Origin of the sequence: Halomonas sp. DN3 (genome assembly GCF_024137905.1) — a bacterium.
GTDB lineage: Bacteria > Pseudomonadota > Gammaproteobacteria > Pseudomonadales > Halomonadaceae > Halomonas > Halomonas litopenaei.
In genome coordinates, this window is record NZ_CP099965.1 from 2,999,857 (window position 1) to 3,015,206 (window position 15,350).

A 15,350-nucleotide genomic window follows, 5' to 3' on the forward strand; every position below is an offset into this window, starting at 1 on the left:
AGATTCAGCCATCGTCCCCGCAGTCTCTTCTCGCCAGCTCGATATAGCGCTCAAGCTCACCATCACGTCTTATCAATTTATCCTTGTGTACTCGAATAGGTCGTTGAATATCAAAATATTCATCGCCACAGCACATCATCAACCGGGCGAGGAGAACCGGGAACGCAGAAACCTCTCCATGACCTTCGACAATGGAAGCAATGGACCTCATCACTCCACCTCGCCAAAAAGATCCTTCTGAGCGGAAAGTTGCTGATCTATGCTGGCTCTATCGGGCGATATTCGATCAAGTTTCAACAACTCTCCAACCGAAAACAAATGATCTCGCACCGCATCTCGTGATTTTTCATCGATAGGAGCCATTGCCGTCTCCCCCCCTTGGGAAGTGACTGCGACAATGGAGTCAGAATCGATATTGAAATCATCCAGAAGCTCAGGACTATGGCTCGTTACGATGACCTGCGTTTCTGTGGAAGCTTCCTTCAATGCGTCTCTCAGAGCACCACTCGCCGCAGGGTGGAGCGCAGTTTCCGGCTCTTCAATGGCAATCAGTGTCGGTGCATAGTCCTTGTTTTCCTGGAACAATGCCGTCAAGACGCCAAGCGCGCGGAGCGTGCCATCTGACATGTTCTGCGCAAAGAACTTCCAGGGATGCTTGGCACCAGCCATTGCCTGACGAAATTCAATTGTTTCCATGGGGCCTATCTGCTTTCGCTCGAAGGACTCTACCATGGGAGCGACGACCTGAAGATATTCTTCAATCTTTACCTTTTGGTCAGGTGCGATGCGTTCAAGATGCGCAATGACACTTGCCACATTGTCACCAAAAGGTTTTAGCAGACGTCCGTCCTGAGGCTTCTGAAGCTCTTTCATCACTTTGGGGTTAAGATTATAAAACCCCATCAACACCAAGCCATCAAATACTGGGCGAAAGGTCTTCATCCCTGACACAGATACCAAGGCTAACCGGTCAGAGGTAACAGAGGGAAAAGATTCTTCACTGGTACTTTTAAGCTCTCCCTTTTCCACATTGAAGTAAGGACCTTTTCCGACCCCGGCTATAACGCACTCTTCGTTCTGTACCTCGTAGCCACCACCCGAAATAGCACCGACATTGAAGGCGTAGTAGCCTTTCTCCCCATCCGGAAGCACGAAATCCAGCCTGATTCCGAAATGGTTGGGATGCCCACTCGACCTTCGCCTTACCTGAGCAATCCCCCCTCTTTCATTCAATGCATTGTCGAGAGAGCCGGACAGGGCGGTCTCAACCTACAAGCGCAACACTATTGGAGTGCCGGAGATCCGGGCACTGACTTCTGGAGAACCTCCGCGTATACCTCCAGAGGCGTCTTGGCGTTCAACGTCTCTCTAGGCCTGGTATTGAGTGAGTCTGCGATCTCATCGAGCTCCTCCTGGGTGTAGGTCGATAGGTCCGTTCCTTTGGGCAGATACTGTCGAAGCAGACCATTGGTATTCTCGTTAGACCCACGTTGCCACGGGCTGTGTGGATCGGCGAAGTAGATGGCTGTCCCGGTACGTTGGGTTATTTCGGCATGCTTGACCATCTCGCTCCCTTGGTCGTAGGTCATCGACAGCCGTAGTGAGCGTGGAACACGGTTCAATTTGTCACTAAAGCCGACCATCGCATCCGTCGCGGTCGTACCGTCCATTTTCACCAGGATGACGAAGCGTGTCGTGCGCTCAACCAACGTGCCTACGGCAGAACGGTTGCTGGCCCCCATGATGAGGTCGCCTTCCCAATGCCCGGGCATCAACCGATCTTCGATCTCAGGCGGCCGGAGATGAATACTGACCAAGTCAGGAATTTGGCGGCGACGATCCTTGCCACGACTGCGTGGACGCCGCTTTCCCTTCCCCTGCCGAAGGCAAGCAATGAGCTCTTTTTTCAGCGAGCCTCGGGGCATCACATAGAGCGCGTTGTAGATGGCCTCGTGGGAGACCTGACGTGTAGGGTCATTTGGATACATGCGCTTCAGTGTGATGGCTATCTGCCTAGGAGACCAGTACTTGCGCAACAGGTAGGTCACCAGATCGAAGAGAGGCGTACCAAGGCGCAACTTCGATTGTCGTCGTGCTCGATGTCGCGTCAGCGTGGCCCTGAAACCCGCCAGACTGGCGTCATAGCCAGCATGAGAAGGTACCGCATGCCGAGCCAGTTCTCGAGAAATCGTGCTGGCAGCTCTCCCAAGGAACTTGGCGATGGAGCGTATCGAGTGACCTTCACGCATCAGCATGATGGTGGCACGTTCTTCAGCAGTAAGGTGGTGGTAGCAATGCGTCATAGCGATAGCGTACCTGATCGATCAGGTGTTGCACTTGCTCATTGAGACCGCCCAGTGCATCGCGGACAAAATGAAGGGCATCGACGAAATTGCTTTTACCCGAACCATTCGCTCCTACAAGATAGGTAAGAGAGCCGAGTTTGACTTCACAGTACCCGATACTTTTGAAATTCTTGACAACCACTCGACTAATGAATGCGGGCTTCATGACCACCTCAGACAAAGGTTCATAAGGTCTCTCTGCAGTCTAGGCGTTTTCAAGAGATGAAAGAAGGTCGGAGGCCCTTGTTCACCGTTCCGGCAAGTGTTATCTGAAATCCCGCGAGGGCACGCCGAGTTCGGCCCACAAGCCGCTCAAGTCCTCGAGCCGTCCGGCGATCACATGGATCACACTGCCCTCGCGCTCCAGATGGCCGGTGACCTTCAACAGCCGAGCGTTCAACAGCGCCTGGCGCTGGGCCTTGGCGGTGTCCTTCCACACCACCACGTTGACGTTGCCGGTCTCGTCTTCCAGGGTCACGAAGGTCACCCCGGAGGCGGTGCCCGGCCGCTGGCGGGTGGTCACCAGCCCCGCTACCTGGACCAGATGGCCGTGGTCCAGCTCGGCAAGCTCAGTGGCCTTGAGGCAACGCGCCAGTCCTTGCCGCCCCATGGCGGCCTGCTCGCGCAGCAACGCCATGGGATGGCGGGCAAGGCTCAGCCCCAGATGGCGAAAGTCCTCCTCGAGGTCGGCCTGCTCGCTGGGGGGCGCCAGCTCTGGGGTGGTGTCGTCGAGGATATCGGTCTCGCCCAGCGCCAGCGCCGGATCCGGCGCCAGCAGATTCCAGCGTGCCTGGTAGCGATGGCCGCCGAGGCTCGACAGCGCCCCGGCCGCCGCCAGCGCTTCCCACTCGCGGGCCGACATCGGCGCGCGACGCCTGGCCTCGGCGACGCTAGCATAGCCGTTGGCCGGACGCCTCGCCAGCAGGCAGTCGATGGCACCACGCCCCAGCCCCTTGACCAGGCGAAAGCCCAGTCGCAGGGCACCGTCCGGCTCCAGGGTGGCGTCCCAGTGGCTGGCATTGATATCCACCGGACGCACCTCGACGTCGTGGCGGCGGGCATCCTGCACCAGCTGTGAGGGACTATAGAAGCCCATCGGCTGGCTATTGAGCAGGCCACAGCAGAAGGCCGCGGGGTGGTGACACTTGAGCCAGGCGGAGACGTACACCAGGTGGGCGAAGCTGGCCGCATGGGACTCGGGGAAGCCGTACTGGCCAAAGCCCTCGATCTGGCGACAGATGGCGTTGGCAAACTCGTCGCTGTAGCCCCTGGCACGCAGCCCGGCGGTCAGCCGCTGCTGGTGTTCGGCGATGGTACCGGCCCGTCGCCAGGCCGCCATGGCCCGCCGCAACTGGTCGGCCTCGCCACCGGAATAGCCCGCCGCCACCATGGCCAGCTTGATCACCTGCTCCTGGAAGATCGGCACCCCCAGGGTCCGCTCGAGCACGCCCCTGACCTCGTCGCTGGGGTAGCTGACCTCCTCGATGCCGTCGCGACGCCGCAGGTAGGGATGCACCATGTCGCCCTGGATCGGCCCTGGACGAACGATGGCGATCTCGATCACCAGGTCGTAGTAGTTGCGGGGCTTCAAGCGCGGCAGCATGTTCATCTGGGCACGGCTCTCCACCTGGAAGACGCCGACGCTGTCCCCGCGACTGAGCATGGCGTACACCTCAGGATCATCCCGGGGCACCCGGGACATCGCCATGGCCTGATGCTCGCCCTCGCCATCGTCGTCGCCCTCGCCCGTGCTCTCGAAGCAGCGCCTGTCGTCGTCCCTGTGTTCGCCTCCGTCTGACAGCAGCGCCAGGGTCTTGCGAATGGCGGTCAGCATACCCAGCGCCAGCACGTCGACCTTGAGCAGCCCCAGACTCTCCAGGTCGTCCTTGTTCCACTGGATCAGGGTACGCCCTTCCATCGCGGCGTTCTCCACCGGCACCAGCTCGTGCAGCGGCCCGCGCGAGATCACGAAGCCCCCCACGTGCTGTGACAGGTGTCGGGGAAAGCCCAATAGCTGCTCCACCAGTTCGACCAGATGACGCAGCAGTTCCGGGACGGCGGTGGAGGCGCCCTCTTCACCTCCCGCGCCTACCTTCTCCCCCACCGTCTGCTTGAGCGCCTCGAGCCAGGCGCCCTCGCCCTCGCGGCGATCCAGTCGACTGGCGAGCCAGGCCAGATAGCCCGGTTGCAGCCCCAGCGCCCGCCCCACGTCCTTCAGTGCACTTCTGGGGCGGTAGCTGATCACGGTGGCGGCAAGCCCGGCCCGCTCGCGGCCGTAGCGCCGATAGATGTACTGGATCACCTCCTCGCGGCGCTCGTGCTCGAAGTCCACGTCGATATCCGGCGGCTCGTCGCGCTCCTCGGAAATAAAGCGTTCGAACAGCAGCTGCACCTGACGCGGGTCCACCTCGGTGATGAACAGGCAGTAACAGACCACCGAATTGGCCGCCGAGCCACGCCCCTGACACAGGATGCCCTGGCGGCGGGCGAAGGCAACGATGTCCTCGATGGTCAGAAAGAACGGCTCGTAGGCCATCCTGGCGATCAGCTCAAGCTCGCGAGCGATCTGCTCGGCGATATCCGAAGGCGTACCCTCCGGGAAGCGTAGCCGCTCGCCCTGGCGCACCTTGTGCGCCAGCCAGGACGACGGCGTATGGCCGTCGGGGACCAGTTCCTCGGGGTACTCGTAGCGCAGCTCACCGGGGTCGAAGCGACAGCGCTCGGCGATACGCAGGCTTTGTTCGAGCAGCGCAGGCGCGAAACACTGCGCCAGCCGCGACAGGGGTCGCAGGCAGCGCTCGGCGTTGGGCTCGAGCAGAAAACCGGCGCGCTGCACGCTGGTGCGATGCCGAAGGGCGGTCAGTACATCCTGCAATCGCTTGCGGCTCGGCTGGTGCATCAGGACACCACCGCTGGCGACCAGCGGCAGGCCTGTGGCGCTGGCCTGTGCTATCCTCGTCGCCAGTCGCTCCTCCTCGCTTGCCTGGAAGTGGCGCTGGACCATCACCCAGCAGCGCCCGCCGAAGCGTTCCCTAAGCCAGTCCATTCTCGACCGGGTCTGGACGTCGTCGCTGCCCGGCAGGTACAGCAGCAGGCAGTCCTCGAGCGCCTCCAGGTCCTCCCAGCCGAGACGATAGCTGCCCTTGGGCGCACGGCGCCGACCCAGGGTGATCAGCCGGCACAGGCTGGCGTAGCCGCTGCGGTTCTCGGCCAGCACGACCACGACCTCATCGGCCAGGCGAAACTCGGCACCGACGATCAGCGCGACCCGATGGTCTCGGGCAGCCTCCCAGGCGCGCACGATGCCGGCCACCGAGCATTCGTCGGTGATCGCCAGGGCGCGATAGCCAAGCTCGGCGGCGCGGGCGACCAGCTCATGGGGGTGAGACGCGCCCTTGAGAAAGGTGAAGTTGGACAGGCAATGTAGCTCAGCGTAGCCAGGGCCCGGGGCGACTTCGGCAGCGTCAGGTGGCTCGCCGACACGCTCAACCGAACCAGCCATGCAACCACCATTGCGACTCGGCGTCGCGAAAGACCCAGCCGTGGCGACCGTCCGGCCAGCAGGCCACGTGATAGTCACGCCGCGCCGGGGCCTGGTCCCACCAGCCGCTGGCCAGTCGCTCGGGCCCGGCGACCCAGACCAGACGCTCGAGGGTCGCCGGCGTCAGCGGCTCGGGGTTTTCCAGCAGCCAGGCCGGATGGCAGGCGGTCTGGGTTTCAGGCGGGGGCCTGCGGACGGTCCCCGGCTGCGCCACCAGCCGAGAGGCCCGTTCGGGGCGATGGTCCTCCAGCGCCATGGGCTGCAGTACCGCACCATCGCCGAGACGAGAACGCAGCCGACTGAACAACGCCTCGGGGGAATCACTGGGTGGAGGCGCCTGAAACAGGTCCGTTGCCACCGCCTGCAGACAACACACCTCACTGACCTCCAGGCGCAGGCGCAGCACCGGTGCTTCGAGTACCACTGATTCCAGGCGCAGCCGGCACAGCTCGAGCCAGGCCTCCGCCGCCTGCTCGCCCCCGGCGTGCCCCACACTCAGGTGCTGAGCGCCTTCCCGGTGATACAGGGTCAAGGTCAGCGACAATGCCTTGACGCAACGTACCTTGAGAAAGCCCTCGAGCTCCGCCAGCAGGCGCCGCAGGGGAAACACGATGCCGGCGGCCAGCTCGATCTCATGGACCAGCTCCCGCTCACGATCGAAGCGCGGTGGCGGCGCGAATACCGGCGGGGGATCGGCGACCTCGCCGGTCAAGCGCTGAAGGTAGCGCCGCAGGTCTGTCCCCAGGCGCGAGGCCAGCGAGGCTGGCGGCAGCACAAGCAGGTCGTTGAGGTGCGTAAACCCGAGCCCCTTGAGGCGCGACTGCTGGCGTGCTGACAGCCCCAGCCGGTCGAGGCGGAGCCTGCCGAGCCTGGCCATATGCTCCGCCTCGCCCTGACCACAATAGCCCCCCGTCCGGGCCAGCAGGCAGGCGGCCAGCGGGGTGTGCCCGGTGGCGCTGGACACCTCAAGCTCCAGGGTCGCCAATTCTTCGTGCAGGCGTCGCCACAGTCCCTCGAGTCCACCGAAGTAGTCGAGCATCGAGGCGATCTCCATCACCACCCCCCAGGACGCGGCGTTCTCCCCCGTCGGCTCGAGACTGACCCGGGCGCTGAAGCGGGCACACCATAGCGCCAGCCCTTCGAGACGACGTCGGCTCACCTCAGGATCCGGCGTCAACAGCCGGAGTCCTGGCTCCAGACATAGTGCCGCACTGATCGTCATGCCCGGCCGCACACCGGCCTGCCAGGCCCCGGCCGAGACCAGGGCGATACGCTCCCCGTCCTCGAACAGCAGCGCGAGGGGGCCGTCATCGCCGGCGCTCAGCACCTCCAGGCCAAGCTGCGGACAGTGAAGGCATAGCCACAGCCCCTTCATGATCGCCCCGCGCCCTTGCGCTCGGAGACGAGCAACACGGGTCGGGATCGACGTTCCCCACTGGGTGCGCACGGCAGCGAGATCGGCCGCGGGCACGGGGGCGACAGCCTAGAGTCGGCCAGGGTGATATCGATGGCCCTGGCAGGCATGGCCCCCTTGCGCTTGAACGCATGGACCTTGATGCGCCTCGACAAGGGCGCCGTCTCGTCACCGCTGCTCTGGTCAGGAGCCGACAACCGCAGTCGCCAGGGGGCCACTGACCCTTGCCTGGCGAACTCGGCCGGTCGCATCAGTGCGCCATGGCCGCCCCCTGCCGCCACGGCGAGCTGCAGCCGCCGCAGCCATTGCCCCTGCACCGCGGCGAACCAGCCCAGCACCAGATCGCAGCAGCCGCTCTTCAATGCCTGCTCCATGGCCCACAGCCGCTGCCTGGGATGGCGGGTACGCACGATGACCAGATGCGACAGATCCAGGCCCGCCGCCGCCAGGGCCGCCGCATGAGGCTGCCAGGGTGGGTCGAACCACACCACCCGCTCGCAGTTGCGCATCAGCGGAAGCAACAGACGAACCTCACCGCAACCCGCTCGATCCAGCAGCAGTTCCAGCAGCTCTCCCCGGGGCCAGCCACCGCCGAGCACCTCGTCCAGGGCCTCCACCCCGGTGGAGATCCCGCGCCTCGTGTCGCCCTCCGGCTGATCACGGTGCCACTGTCGCCGCGCCCGCCAGACGCTGCCTCGCTGCATCAAGCGCGAGAGGTCATCACTTGCGTTGTCACGGGCCTGGTTGTCTGCTGCCTTCATCGCTCCTCTCCCGCTCCTGTCCCGCTCCGCTCTTGGTCTGCTCAACTGGCCTGCTCTGCTGGCGTTCGCTGCTGGTGTTCGCTGCTGGCGTTCTCTGCTGAGCTGCGCTCCTGGCCCGCTAGATACTCCAGCCCGGCTCAGATTTCTGGTCCAGGTTTCAGGCCCAGATTTCTGGTCCAGGTTTCAGGTCCACGCCCTGGCCTTACCGGGCGGACGCCAATATACCGAATACTGTTATTTTATACAGTACTCGTCCAATGCCAAATCGGCAATGCGGCGCCAGGGCAATCTGACGATGGGTCAGGAAAGCGGCACATCCGCTCACACCAGCACAGAAGCGCCGCGGAGGCTCCCCGGGGGAGGGGTATGGTGGTCGTAGAAGGTTGTCACAGCTCAAGTTTGGCCTGCGATAGCTATGAAATAGTCAGGCAGATCTTTTCTTCACCGCTGGACGTCATGACCATTCACACCCCCGCGACACCGCCATGCACCCCAGAGACCACGGTAGAAATCCGGGTCCGCGGCTGTGTGCAGGGTGTGGGGTTTCGTCCGACGGTATGGCAACTGGCCAACCGGCTAGCGCTGGTCGGTGAGGTGCTCAACGACGGTGAAGGCGTGCTGATCCGGGCAGCCGGCCCCAGTGAACGCCTCGAGAGCCTGATCGAACAACTCAAGCGCGACCCGCCCCCACTGGCACAGATCACCGACATCGAGGTTCGCTCGGGCCTGGCGCCGCTGCACCGAGTCGGCTTCACCATCGTCGATAGTCTCGAGGGCGCAACGCGCACCGATATCGCCGTGGACGCCGCCATCTGCGCGGCATGTACAGAAGAAATACTGAGCCAGCACCAGCGACGCTCCGGTTACGCCCTGACCAACTGCACCCACTGTGGCCCGCGCCTGTCGATCATTCGTGACATGCCCTACGACCGGGCGGCCACCACCATGGCTGACTTTGCGCTATGCGAGTGCTGTCGCGCCGAATATCTGGATCCCGGCGACCGTCGCTTTCATGCCGAACCCATCGCCTGTCCGGCCTGCGGGCCCCAGGTGCGTCTGGTGGCGCTGGACGGCGGGCCCTGGCTGGCGGGCGAAGATGCCCTCGAGACTCGCGCTGAATCTTCGCTCGAGGCTCCTATCGACCAGGCCGCCGCGCTGATCCGCCAGGGCCAGATCCTCGCCATCAAGGGGCTCGGCGGCTACCAGCTTGCCTGCGACGCCACCAGCACCGAGGCCCTCGAGCGCCTGCGACGACTCAAGCATCGCCCCACCCGACCGCTGGCGTTGATGGCAAAAGACCTGGAGATGGTCAGGCGTTATTGCCGGCTCGATGAGCTCGAACAACAGGCACTCTGCTCAGCCGCCGCGCCCATCGTGCTGCTCGAGCGGCGCCGTGACGAGGCTACAGGCCGGCCACTCGCCGAGGCCCTGGCCCCGGGACTCGACCGGCTCGGCGTGATGCTGCCATCGACCCCCTTGCACGTGCTGCTGTGCCAACGGCTGTCCTTTCCCATCGTGATGACCAGCGGCAACGTCTCCGGCGAGCCCCAGCTGATCGACGATGGTCGACTGGCTGACCGCCTGTCGACGATCGCCAGCCACGTCCTCACCCACGACCGCGCCATCGCCCGGCGCATCGACGATAGCCTGGTACAGCTGGCCGCCGGCAAGGTGCGCATGCTGCGTCGTGCCAGGGGCTACGCCCCGGCATCGCTGCCGCTGCCGCCTGGCTTCGAGGACATCTCGCCGGGGCTTGCCCTGGGTCCGCAACAGAAGGCCACCTTCTGCCTGGTGGATGGCCAGCGCGCGATCCTGTCCCCGCATCAGGGTGACCTGGACGACGCCGCCACCCTCGACGACTACGAACGCAATCTTGACGACTTCCTGGCGCTTTACGACCACCATCCCGCCTGGCTGGCCTGCGACACTCACCCGGACTACCGTACCAGCGACATGGCTCGTCACATGGCTCGTCACATGGCTCGTCACATGGCTCGGCGAATGGCCGACGACGCCGGCCTGCCACTCGATGCCATTGGCCATCACCACGCCCATATCGCCGCCTGTCTGGCCGACAACGGCTATCCTCGCGACGCCGCTCCGGTACTGGGGATCGCCCTGGACGGCCTGGGCCTTGGCGAGGATGGCGGCCTGTGGGGCGGTGAGTTCCTGCTGGCGGATTATCGCCATTGCCAGCGGTTGGGTTCGCTCAAGTCCGTGGCCATGCCGGGAGCCGGCACCGCCTCCCGCGAGCCCTGGCGCAACCTCTTGGCGCAGCTCATCGCCGGTCCCGGCCTTGCCGCCCTGAAGCGCCGCCACCCAAACCTTGGCGTACTGAAGCGACTGCAGCAGAAGCCGATCGATACCCTCAGCGGGATGATCGAGGCCGGGCTCAACAGCCCCCTCGCCTCCTCCTGCGGGCGCCTGTTCGACGCCGTCGCCGCCGCCCTGGAGCTGTGCTTCGATCGCCAGCACCACGAAGGCGAAGCGGCCATGGCACTGGAAGCCCTGGCCGCCCGCGCGCTGACACAGACCCCGCCGCCTACGTCACGCACATCTGGCGCCCTTGCGCCCTATCCCTTCTCCCTTCACAGGACACAAGGCGGTCACCGGATCCTCGATCCGGCACCGATGTGGACGGCGCTGTTTGACGACCTGGCCGCCGGCAAGGACCCCACGCTGATCGCGGCGCGCTTTCATCTGGGACTGGCCAAGGGGCTTGGCGAGGTCGTTGGCGAGGTCGTTGGCGAGATGCTGGACGACGTCGTAGGCGACATGCAGGACGACGCACTCGACGAAGTATCTAACGACAATGCCCGGCGCCTCTCCAGCACGCGCAACGTCGAGGCCGTCGCGCTGAGCGGCGGCTGTTTTCACAACCGCACCCTGCTGGAACTGACGCTTAAGTGCCTCGCACCCCTGCCTGTTCGGGTGCTGACCCACCGCCAGGTGCCGGCCAACGACGGCGGCATCGCCCTGGGCCAGGCGCTGATCGCGGTGGCGCGGCGGCATCCGCTGGCCTCCGACCAGGCGTCGGATAGTCCGACCTCGGCAACCTCAACGATCTCGGCAACCTCAGCAACCTCGACGATCTCGACAACAACAACCGCTCCCTCCATTGCCACTGTCACTACCGCCACCACGGCACCCAATAACGCACAGGAGACCGCCCATGTGTCTGGGAATTCCAGGACAGATCATTTCCCTCGATGACGCCGACGCGCGGCTCGCCACTGTGGACGTGAGCGGGGTCCGACGCCAGATCAACATCGCCTGCATCGTCGATGACGACCACCCGCCCGAACGCTGCGTGGGCGACTGGGTACTGGTCCATGTGGGCTTCGCCCTGAACCGTATCGACGCCGAGGCTGCGGCGCGCACCCTCGAACTGCTGGACGAACTGGGCGATACCCACGAGTTCGACGCCCTGACCTTGACCGGCGACCAGGAGGTCTCTTCATGAAATTCATCGACGAATTCCGCGATCACGCCCGCGCCCGGCAGATCCTCGAACACATCACCACCCTGGTCGCCCGCCTGGCCGAGCAGCGTGGAGGCCCGGTGCGCATCATGGAGGTCTGTGGCGGCCACACCCACGCGATCTTCCACTATGGGCTGGAGGCCATGCTGCCGCCGGAACTGGAGCTGATTCACGGCCCCGGCTGCCCGGTGTGCGTGCTGCCGATGGGGCGCGTCGATGACTGCGTCGCCATCGCCGAGCGTCCCGAGGTGATCCTCGCCACCTTCGGCGACGCCATCCGGGTTCCCGGCTCACGCAAGAGCCTGATGCAGGCCAAGGCCGACGGCGCCGACGTGCGCATCGTCTACTCCCCCACCGACGCCCTGGCACTGGCGCGCAAGCATCCGGATCGGGAAGTGGTGTTCTTTGGTCTGGGCTTCGAGACCACCATTCCCTCCACCGCCCTGACCATCGCCCAGGCCGAGCGCGAAGGGGTCGGCAACTTCTCGGTGTTCTGCAACCACATCACCATCATCCCGACGTTACAGGCGATCCTCGACAATCCTGACCATCGCCTGGATGGCTTCCTCGGGCCGGGACACGTGTCGATGATCATCGGCACCGCCCCCTACCGCTTCATCGCCGAGCGTTACGGCTGCCCGGTGGTGGTCTCCGGCTTCGAGCCTCTGGATATCCTGCAGTCGCTGCTGATGGTCGTTCGCCAGCTTCACGATGGCCGCGCCGAGGTCGAGAACCAGTACCAGCGTCTGGTGACCAGCGACGGCAACCTCACCGCGCTGGAGGCCTTCCATCGGGTCTACGAGCCCCGCGAGAGCTGCGAGTGGCGCGGGCTTGGATCGATCGCCGAGTCAGGTGTCCAGATCAAGGATTCCTATGGTGCCTTCGATGCCGAACGCAAGTTCGCCGTCCCCAACCAGCAGGTAGCCGACCCGGACAACTGCCGCTGCGGTGACGTGCTCACCGGCAACCTCAAGCCCTGGCAGTGCGAGCTGTTCGGCAAGCGTTGCACACCGGATCAACCCCGGGGCGCGCTGATGGTCTCCAGCGAAGGCGCCTGCGCCGCCTACTATCAATACGGCGGGGGCAACGTCGATAGCCCGAACCACAGCACAAGCCAGGCCGAATCATGAGCGATACGACACGACGACAGCTTCCCACCCTTGCCGCCCGCGCGGTGACCCAGGCCCACGGAGGCGGCGGCAAGGCCATGAAGGACCTGATCGATGACGTCTTCGTCAGGGAATTCACCGCGCTTCCCGAGGTGCTCGAGGACCAGGCGCGGCTGGAACTGGCCGAGCTGGCATGCCTGGGCGACCGACTGGCCATGACCACCGACGGCTTCGTGGTCGACCCGCTGTTCTTTCCCGGTGGCGACATCGGCAAGCTGGCGGTGTGCGGCACCGTCAACGACCTGGCCGTGGGGGGCGCCCATCCCCGCTACCTGTCCTGCGCGGTGATCCTGGAAGAAGGCCTGCCGATCGATGACCTGAGGCGTATCGCCCGCTCCATGGCCACAGCCGCCCGCGAGGCCGGCGTCGAGATCGTCACCGGTGACACCAAGGTGGTCGAGCGCGGGGCCTGCGACGGCGTCTTTATCACCACCACCGGCATCGGCGTCATTCCCGCCGAGTGTAAGCTCGGTATCGAGCGCATCCAGGCCGACGACGTGATCATCGTCAACGGCTGGCTCGGCGATCACGGTGCCGCCATCCTGGCGGCCCGTGGCGACCTGTCGCTGGACACCGACCTGGAGAGCGACTGCGCCTCCCTCAATGGCCTGATCGAGGCGCTGCTGGCCGCCGCCCCCGAGACCCGCTGCCTGCGTGACGCCACCCGGGGCGGCGTCGCCACGGTGCTCAACGAGATGGCCGAGGCCTCCAGGCTTGCCATCGAACTCGACGACCTGGCCCTGCCGCTGCGCAAGGAGGTCCGGGGGATGTGCGAGATACTGGGGCTGGATCCACTGTACCTGGCCAACGAAGGCAAGCTGGTAGCGGCGGTGCCCGCGGCTCAGGCCGAGGCGGCCCTGGCCGCCCTGCGCGGGCATCCGCTGGGAAAGCAAGCCGCGGTCATCGGTCAGGCGCTTGACGGCAAACCGGGACGGGTGACGCTGCGCACCGGCTTTGGCGGCCAGCGCATCGTCGACATGCTGGTGGGAGAGCAGCTACCGCGCATCTGCTGATGCGGGTGCTGACACGCTGATGGCGGTCTGCTCCGGGCCGAGTCGAATCTCGGCCTATTCGGGGTCGCCGGCCGCCTCGCCGATCCCGTAGCGTTGCAGCTTGGCCCTCAGGCCGATGCGCGATAGCCCCAGTTCACTGGCGGTACGCGACTTGTTGCCGCCATGACGCTCGAGCGCCCGGGCCAGGCAGCTCGCCTCCAGGCGCTCGACCCGCTCGCGCAGGGTGCCGGCGTCCTCGTCGTCCTCGACCGGATCGGCTGTCGTATTCGCTTTCGGCGGCTCAGGCAGGTCCTGGCGCCGCTCGACTGGCGCCTGACGCCATTCATCGGTTCGCAGGTGCGGCGCCAGCAGTTCTACGCCAAGCTTCTCGCCGGTCGCCAGCATCACCATGCGGGTGATCTGGTTTTCCAGCTCGCGAACATTGCCGGGCCAGGCGTAGGCACACAGGCACGCCATCGCCGCATCGGTGAAACCGCCGACCCTGACCCCGTGGCGGGAAGCGATCCGCGCCAGCAGTACCTCGGTCAGGGCCGCGATATCACAGGCGCGCTCGCGCAGCGGTGGCAGCTCCACCGGGGCCACCGTCAGGCGATGGTAGAGGTCCTCCCGGAAGCGCCCCGCCGCCACCTCGGCCATCAGATCCCGATTGGTCGCGGCGATGACCCGAACGTCCAGCTGACGCACCTCGTTGGAACCCACCGGGCGCACTTCCCCCTCCTGCAGAAAGCGCAACAGGCGCAGCTGAAAGGCGCTGGAGGTATCACCGATCTCGTCCAGCAGCAGGGTGCCCTCGTGGGCCCGCTCCAGCAGTCCGACGCGGGTTGAACTCGCCCCGGTGAAGGCCCCCTTGCAGTGGCCGAACAGCTCGCTCTCCAGCAGCTCATCGGTCACCGCGCCGCAGTCCAGGGCGTAGAAAGGCATCTCCGAGCGCAGGCTGCTGGCGTGGATCGCCCGGGCCATCAACTCCTTGCCGGTGCCGCTCTCTCCTGTCACCAGGACCGGCACGTCGAACCCGGCGATGCGCGCCGCCATTTCGCACAGCGGCTCCAGCGGTGACCCCGGCGCCCGGATGATCGTCTCGAAGCCCCCCGCCTCGCGCATCCGCCGGCGGTGGGCCGCCAGCCGCGCCTGAACGGTCGGCTGGTACAGGGCACGCTCCGCGCGCAGCCGCCGACACTCCCGCTCGAGCTGGTACTGACGCAGGGCGACGTCGATGGTTCGCGCCACCACCTCAACCGGACTGCGGCGACAAACCAGGTGAAACGCCTCGGGCCAGTCACCGACCGAGGTGGGCCCATGATCGGCGATCACCAGACACTGCACCTCGGGCCAGCGATGGGCCAGTTCCCTGGCCCAGCCACCGTCAGGGGACAGCCCCGTGCCCCTGGCGGCGTCGCCCTCAGGTGCAAGCTCGACAATCACCAGCCCGACCCACTCGGACACCAGCAGCGCCCGAGCCTCTTCCCAGTGCGTCGCCCTCAGACACTCCAGGCGCCCTTGCGTGACGCCCTCGAGCGAGTCGATACGCTCGCTGGCGACACCGACCACCAGCACACTGGGCAGCGACTCGGCGGCAACACCCCTTCCATCGAACAGCGGACCCTCGACCAAGGTGGACATGGCGAC

12 protein-coding genes are annotated in these 15,350 nt (G+C 65.1%); 4 read left to right on the top strand and 8 right to left on the bottom strand.

The window, feature by feature from the left end; translation table 11 throughout:
- Positions 1-4: 4 nt before the first annotated feature.
- The 7 genes from NKF27_RS12975 to imuA form a co-directional block, all read right to left on the bottom strand.
- On the bottom strand, positions 5-211 hold the full coding sequence (locus tag NKF27_RS12975; RefSeq protein WP_253552162.1) for a hypothetical protein: 207 nt from the start codon (positions 209-211) through the stop codon (positions 5-7).
- Entirely contained in the window at positions 211-1,152 is a 942-nt protein-coding gene (locus NKF27_RS12980; RefSeq protein ID WP_253552164.1) for an AAA family ATPase, read from the bottom strand. The genes NKF27_RS12975 and NKF27_RS12980 overlap by 1 nt, the downstream gene beginning before the upstream one ends.
- Positions 1,153-1,283: 131 nt before the next feature.
- Complete coding sequence (locus NKF27_RS12985) at positions 1,284-2,303, bottom strand: IS30 family transposase (RefSeq protein ID WP_108450240.1); 1,020 nt, start codon at positions 2,301-2,303, stop codon at positions 1,284-1,286.
- A complete protein-coding gene (locus NKF27_RS12990) occupies positions 2,272-2,511 on the bottom strand; it encodes an AAA family ATPase (RefSeq protein WP_253552166.1) in 240 nt (79 codons plus the stop codon). The genes NKF27_RS12985 and NKF27_RS12990 overlap by 32 nt, the downstream gene beginning before the upstream one ends.
- Before the next feature lie 99 nt (positions 2,512-2,610).
- The gene (locus NKF27_RS12995) at positions 2,611-5,847 is read right to left on the bottom strand and encodes an error-prone DNA polymerase (RefSeq protein WP_253552168.1); all 3,237 of its coding nucleotides are present in this window, start codon (positions 5,845-5,847) and stop codon (positions 2,611-2,613) included.
- Positions 5,831-7,261, bottom strand: a complete 1,431-nt coding sequence (locus tag NKF27_RS13000) for a DNA polymerase Y family protein (protein ID WP_253552170.1) — start codon at positions 7,259-7,261, stop codon at positions 5,831-5,833. Before NKF27_RS13000 ends, NKF27_RS12995 begins: the two co-directional genes overlap by 17 nt.
- A complete protein-coding gene (gene imuA / locus NKF27_RS13005; protein WP_253552172.1) occupies positions 7,258-8,061 on the bottom strand; it encodes a translesion DNA synthesis-associated protein ImuA in 804 nt (267 codons plus the stop codon). The genes NKF27_RS13000 and imuA overlap by 4 nt, the downstream gene beginning before the upstream one ends.
- 456 nt (positions 8,062-8,517) lie before the next feature.
- Between imuA and hypF the strand changes: the two genes are divergently transcribed.
- The 4 genes from hypF to hypE are packed head-to-tail and all read left to right on the top strand — an operon-like array spanning position 8,518 to position 13,724.
- On the top strand, positions 8,518-11,274 hold the full coding sequence (hypF, locus tag NKF27_RS13010) for a carbamoyltransferase HypF (RefSeq protein ID WP_253552174.1): 2,757 nt from the start codon (positions 8,518-8,520) through the stop codon (positions 11,272-11,274).
- The gene (locus NKF27_RS13015) at positions 11,234-11,524 is read left to right on the top strand and encodes a HypC/HybG/HupF family hydrogenase formation chaperone (protein ID WP_045994052.1); all 291 of its coding nucleotides are present in this window, start codon (positions 11,234-11,236) and stop codon (positions 11,522-11,524) included. Before hypF ends, NKF27_RS13015 begins: the two co-directional genes overlap by 41 nt.
- On the top strand, positions 11,521-12,672 hold the full coding sequence (gene hypD, locus NKF27_RS13020) for a hydrogenase formation protein HypD (protein ID WP_253552176.1): 1,152 nt from the start codon (positions 11,521-11,523) through the stop codon (positions 12,670-12,672). The genes NKF27_RS13015 and hypD overlap by 4 nt, the downstream gene beginning before the upstream one ends.
- Positions 12,669-13,724 (top strand): hydrogenase expression/formation protein HypE, encoded by a 1,056-nt coding sequence (hypE, locus tag NKF27_RS13025; protein ID WP_253552178.1) that lies wholly within the window; start codon positions 12,669-12,671, stop codon positions 13,722-13,724. The genes hypD and hypE overlap by 4 nt, the downstream gene beginning before the upstream one ends.
- A 54-nt stretch (positions 13,725-13,778) precedes the next feature.
- Here the strand turns inward: hypE and NKF27_RS13030 are convergent, their stop codons facing one another.
- Positions 13,779-15,344 carry a sigma-54-dependent Fis family transcriptional regulator gene (locus NKF27_RS13030; protein WP_253552180.1) on the bottom strand — a complete coding sequence of 522 codons (1,566 nt, stop codon included), beginning with the start codon at positions 15,342-15,344 and terminating at the stop codon, positions 13,779-13,781.
- Positions 15,345-15,350 lie beyond the last annotated feature (6 nt).

What these genes read in the sequence shown, in the direction of transcription:
- NKF27_RS13015 (WP_045994052.1), top strand. Translation starts at nt 11,234, where the DNA reads ATGTGTCTGGGAATTCCAGGACAGATCATTTCCCTCGATGACGCCGAC.
- NKF27_RS12985 (WP_108450240.1), bottom strand. Translation starts at nt 2,303, where the DNA reads ATGACGCATTGCTACCACCACCTTACTGCTGAAGAACGTGCCACCATC.
- NKF27_RS12990 (WP_253552166.1), bottom strand. Translation starts at nt 2,511, where the DNA reads ATGAAGCCCGCATTCATTAGTCGAGTGGTTGTCAAGAATTTCAAAAGT.
- NKF27_RS12995 (WP_253552168.1), bottom strand. Translation starts at nt 5,847, where the DNA reads ATGGCTGGTTCGGTTGAGCGTGTCGGCGAGCCACCTGACGCTGCCGAA.
- imuA (WP_253552172.1), bottom strand. Translation starts at nt 8,061, where the DNA reads ATGAAGGCAGCAGACAACCAGGCCCGTGACAACGCAAGTGATGACCTC.
- hypE (WP_253552178.1), top strand. Translation starts at nt 12,669, where the DNA reads ATGAGCGATACGACACGACGACAGCTTCCCACCCTTGCCGCCCGCGCG.
- hypF (WP_253552174.1), top strand. Translation starts at nt 8,518, where the DNA reads ATGACCATTCACACCCCCGCGACACCGCCATGCACCCCAGAGACCACG.
- NKF27_RS12975 (WP_253552162.1), bottom strand. Translation starts at nt 211, where the DNA reads ATGAGGTCCATTGCTTCCATTGTCGAAGGTCATGGAGAGGTTTCTGCG.
- NKF27_RS13030 (WP_253552180.1), bottom strand. Translation starts at nt 15,344, where the DNA reads ATGTCCACCTTGGTCGAGGGTCCGCTGTTCGATGGAAGGGGTGTTGCC.
- NKF27_RS13000 (WP_253552170.1), bottom strand. Translation starts at nt 7,261, where the DNA reads ATGAAGGGGCTGTGGCTATGCCTTCACTGTCCGCAGCTTGGCCTGGAG.
- hypD (WP_253552176.1), top strand. Translation starts at nt 11,521, where the DNA reads ATGAAATTCATCGACGAATTCCGCGATCACGCCCGCGCCCGGCAGATC.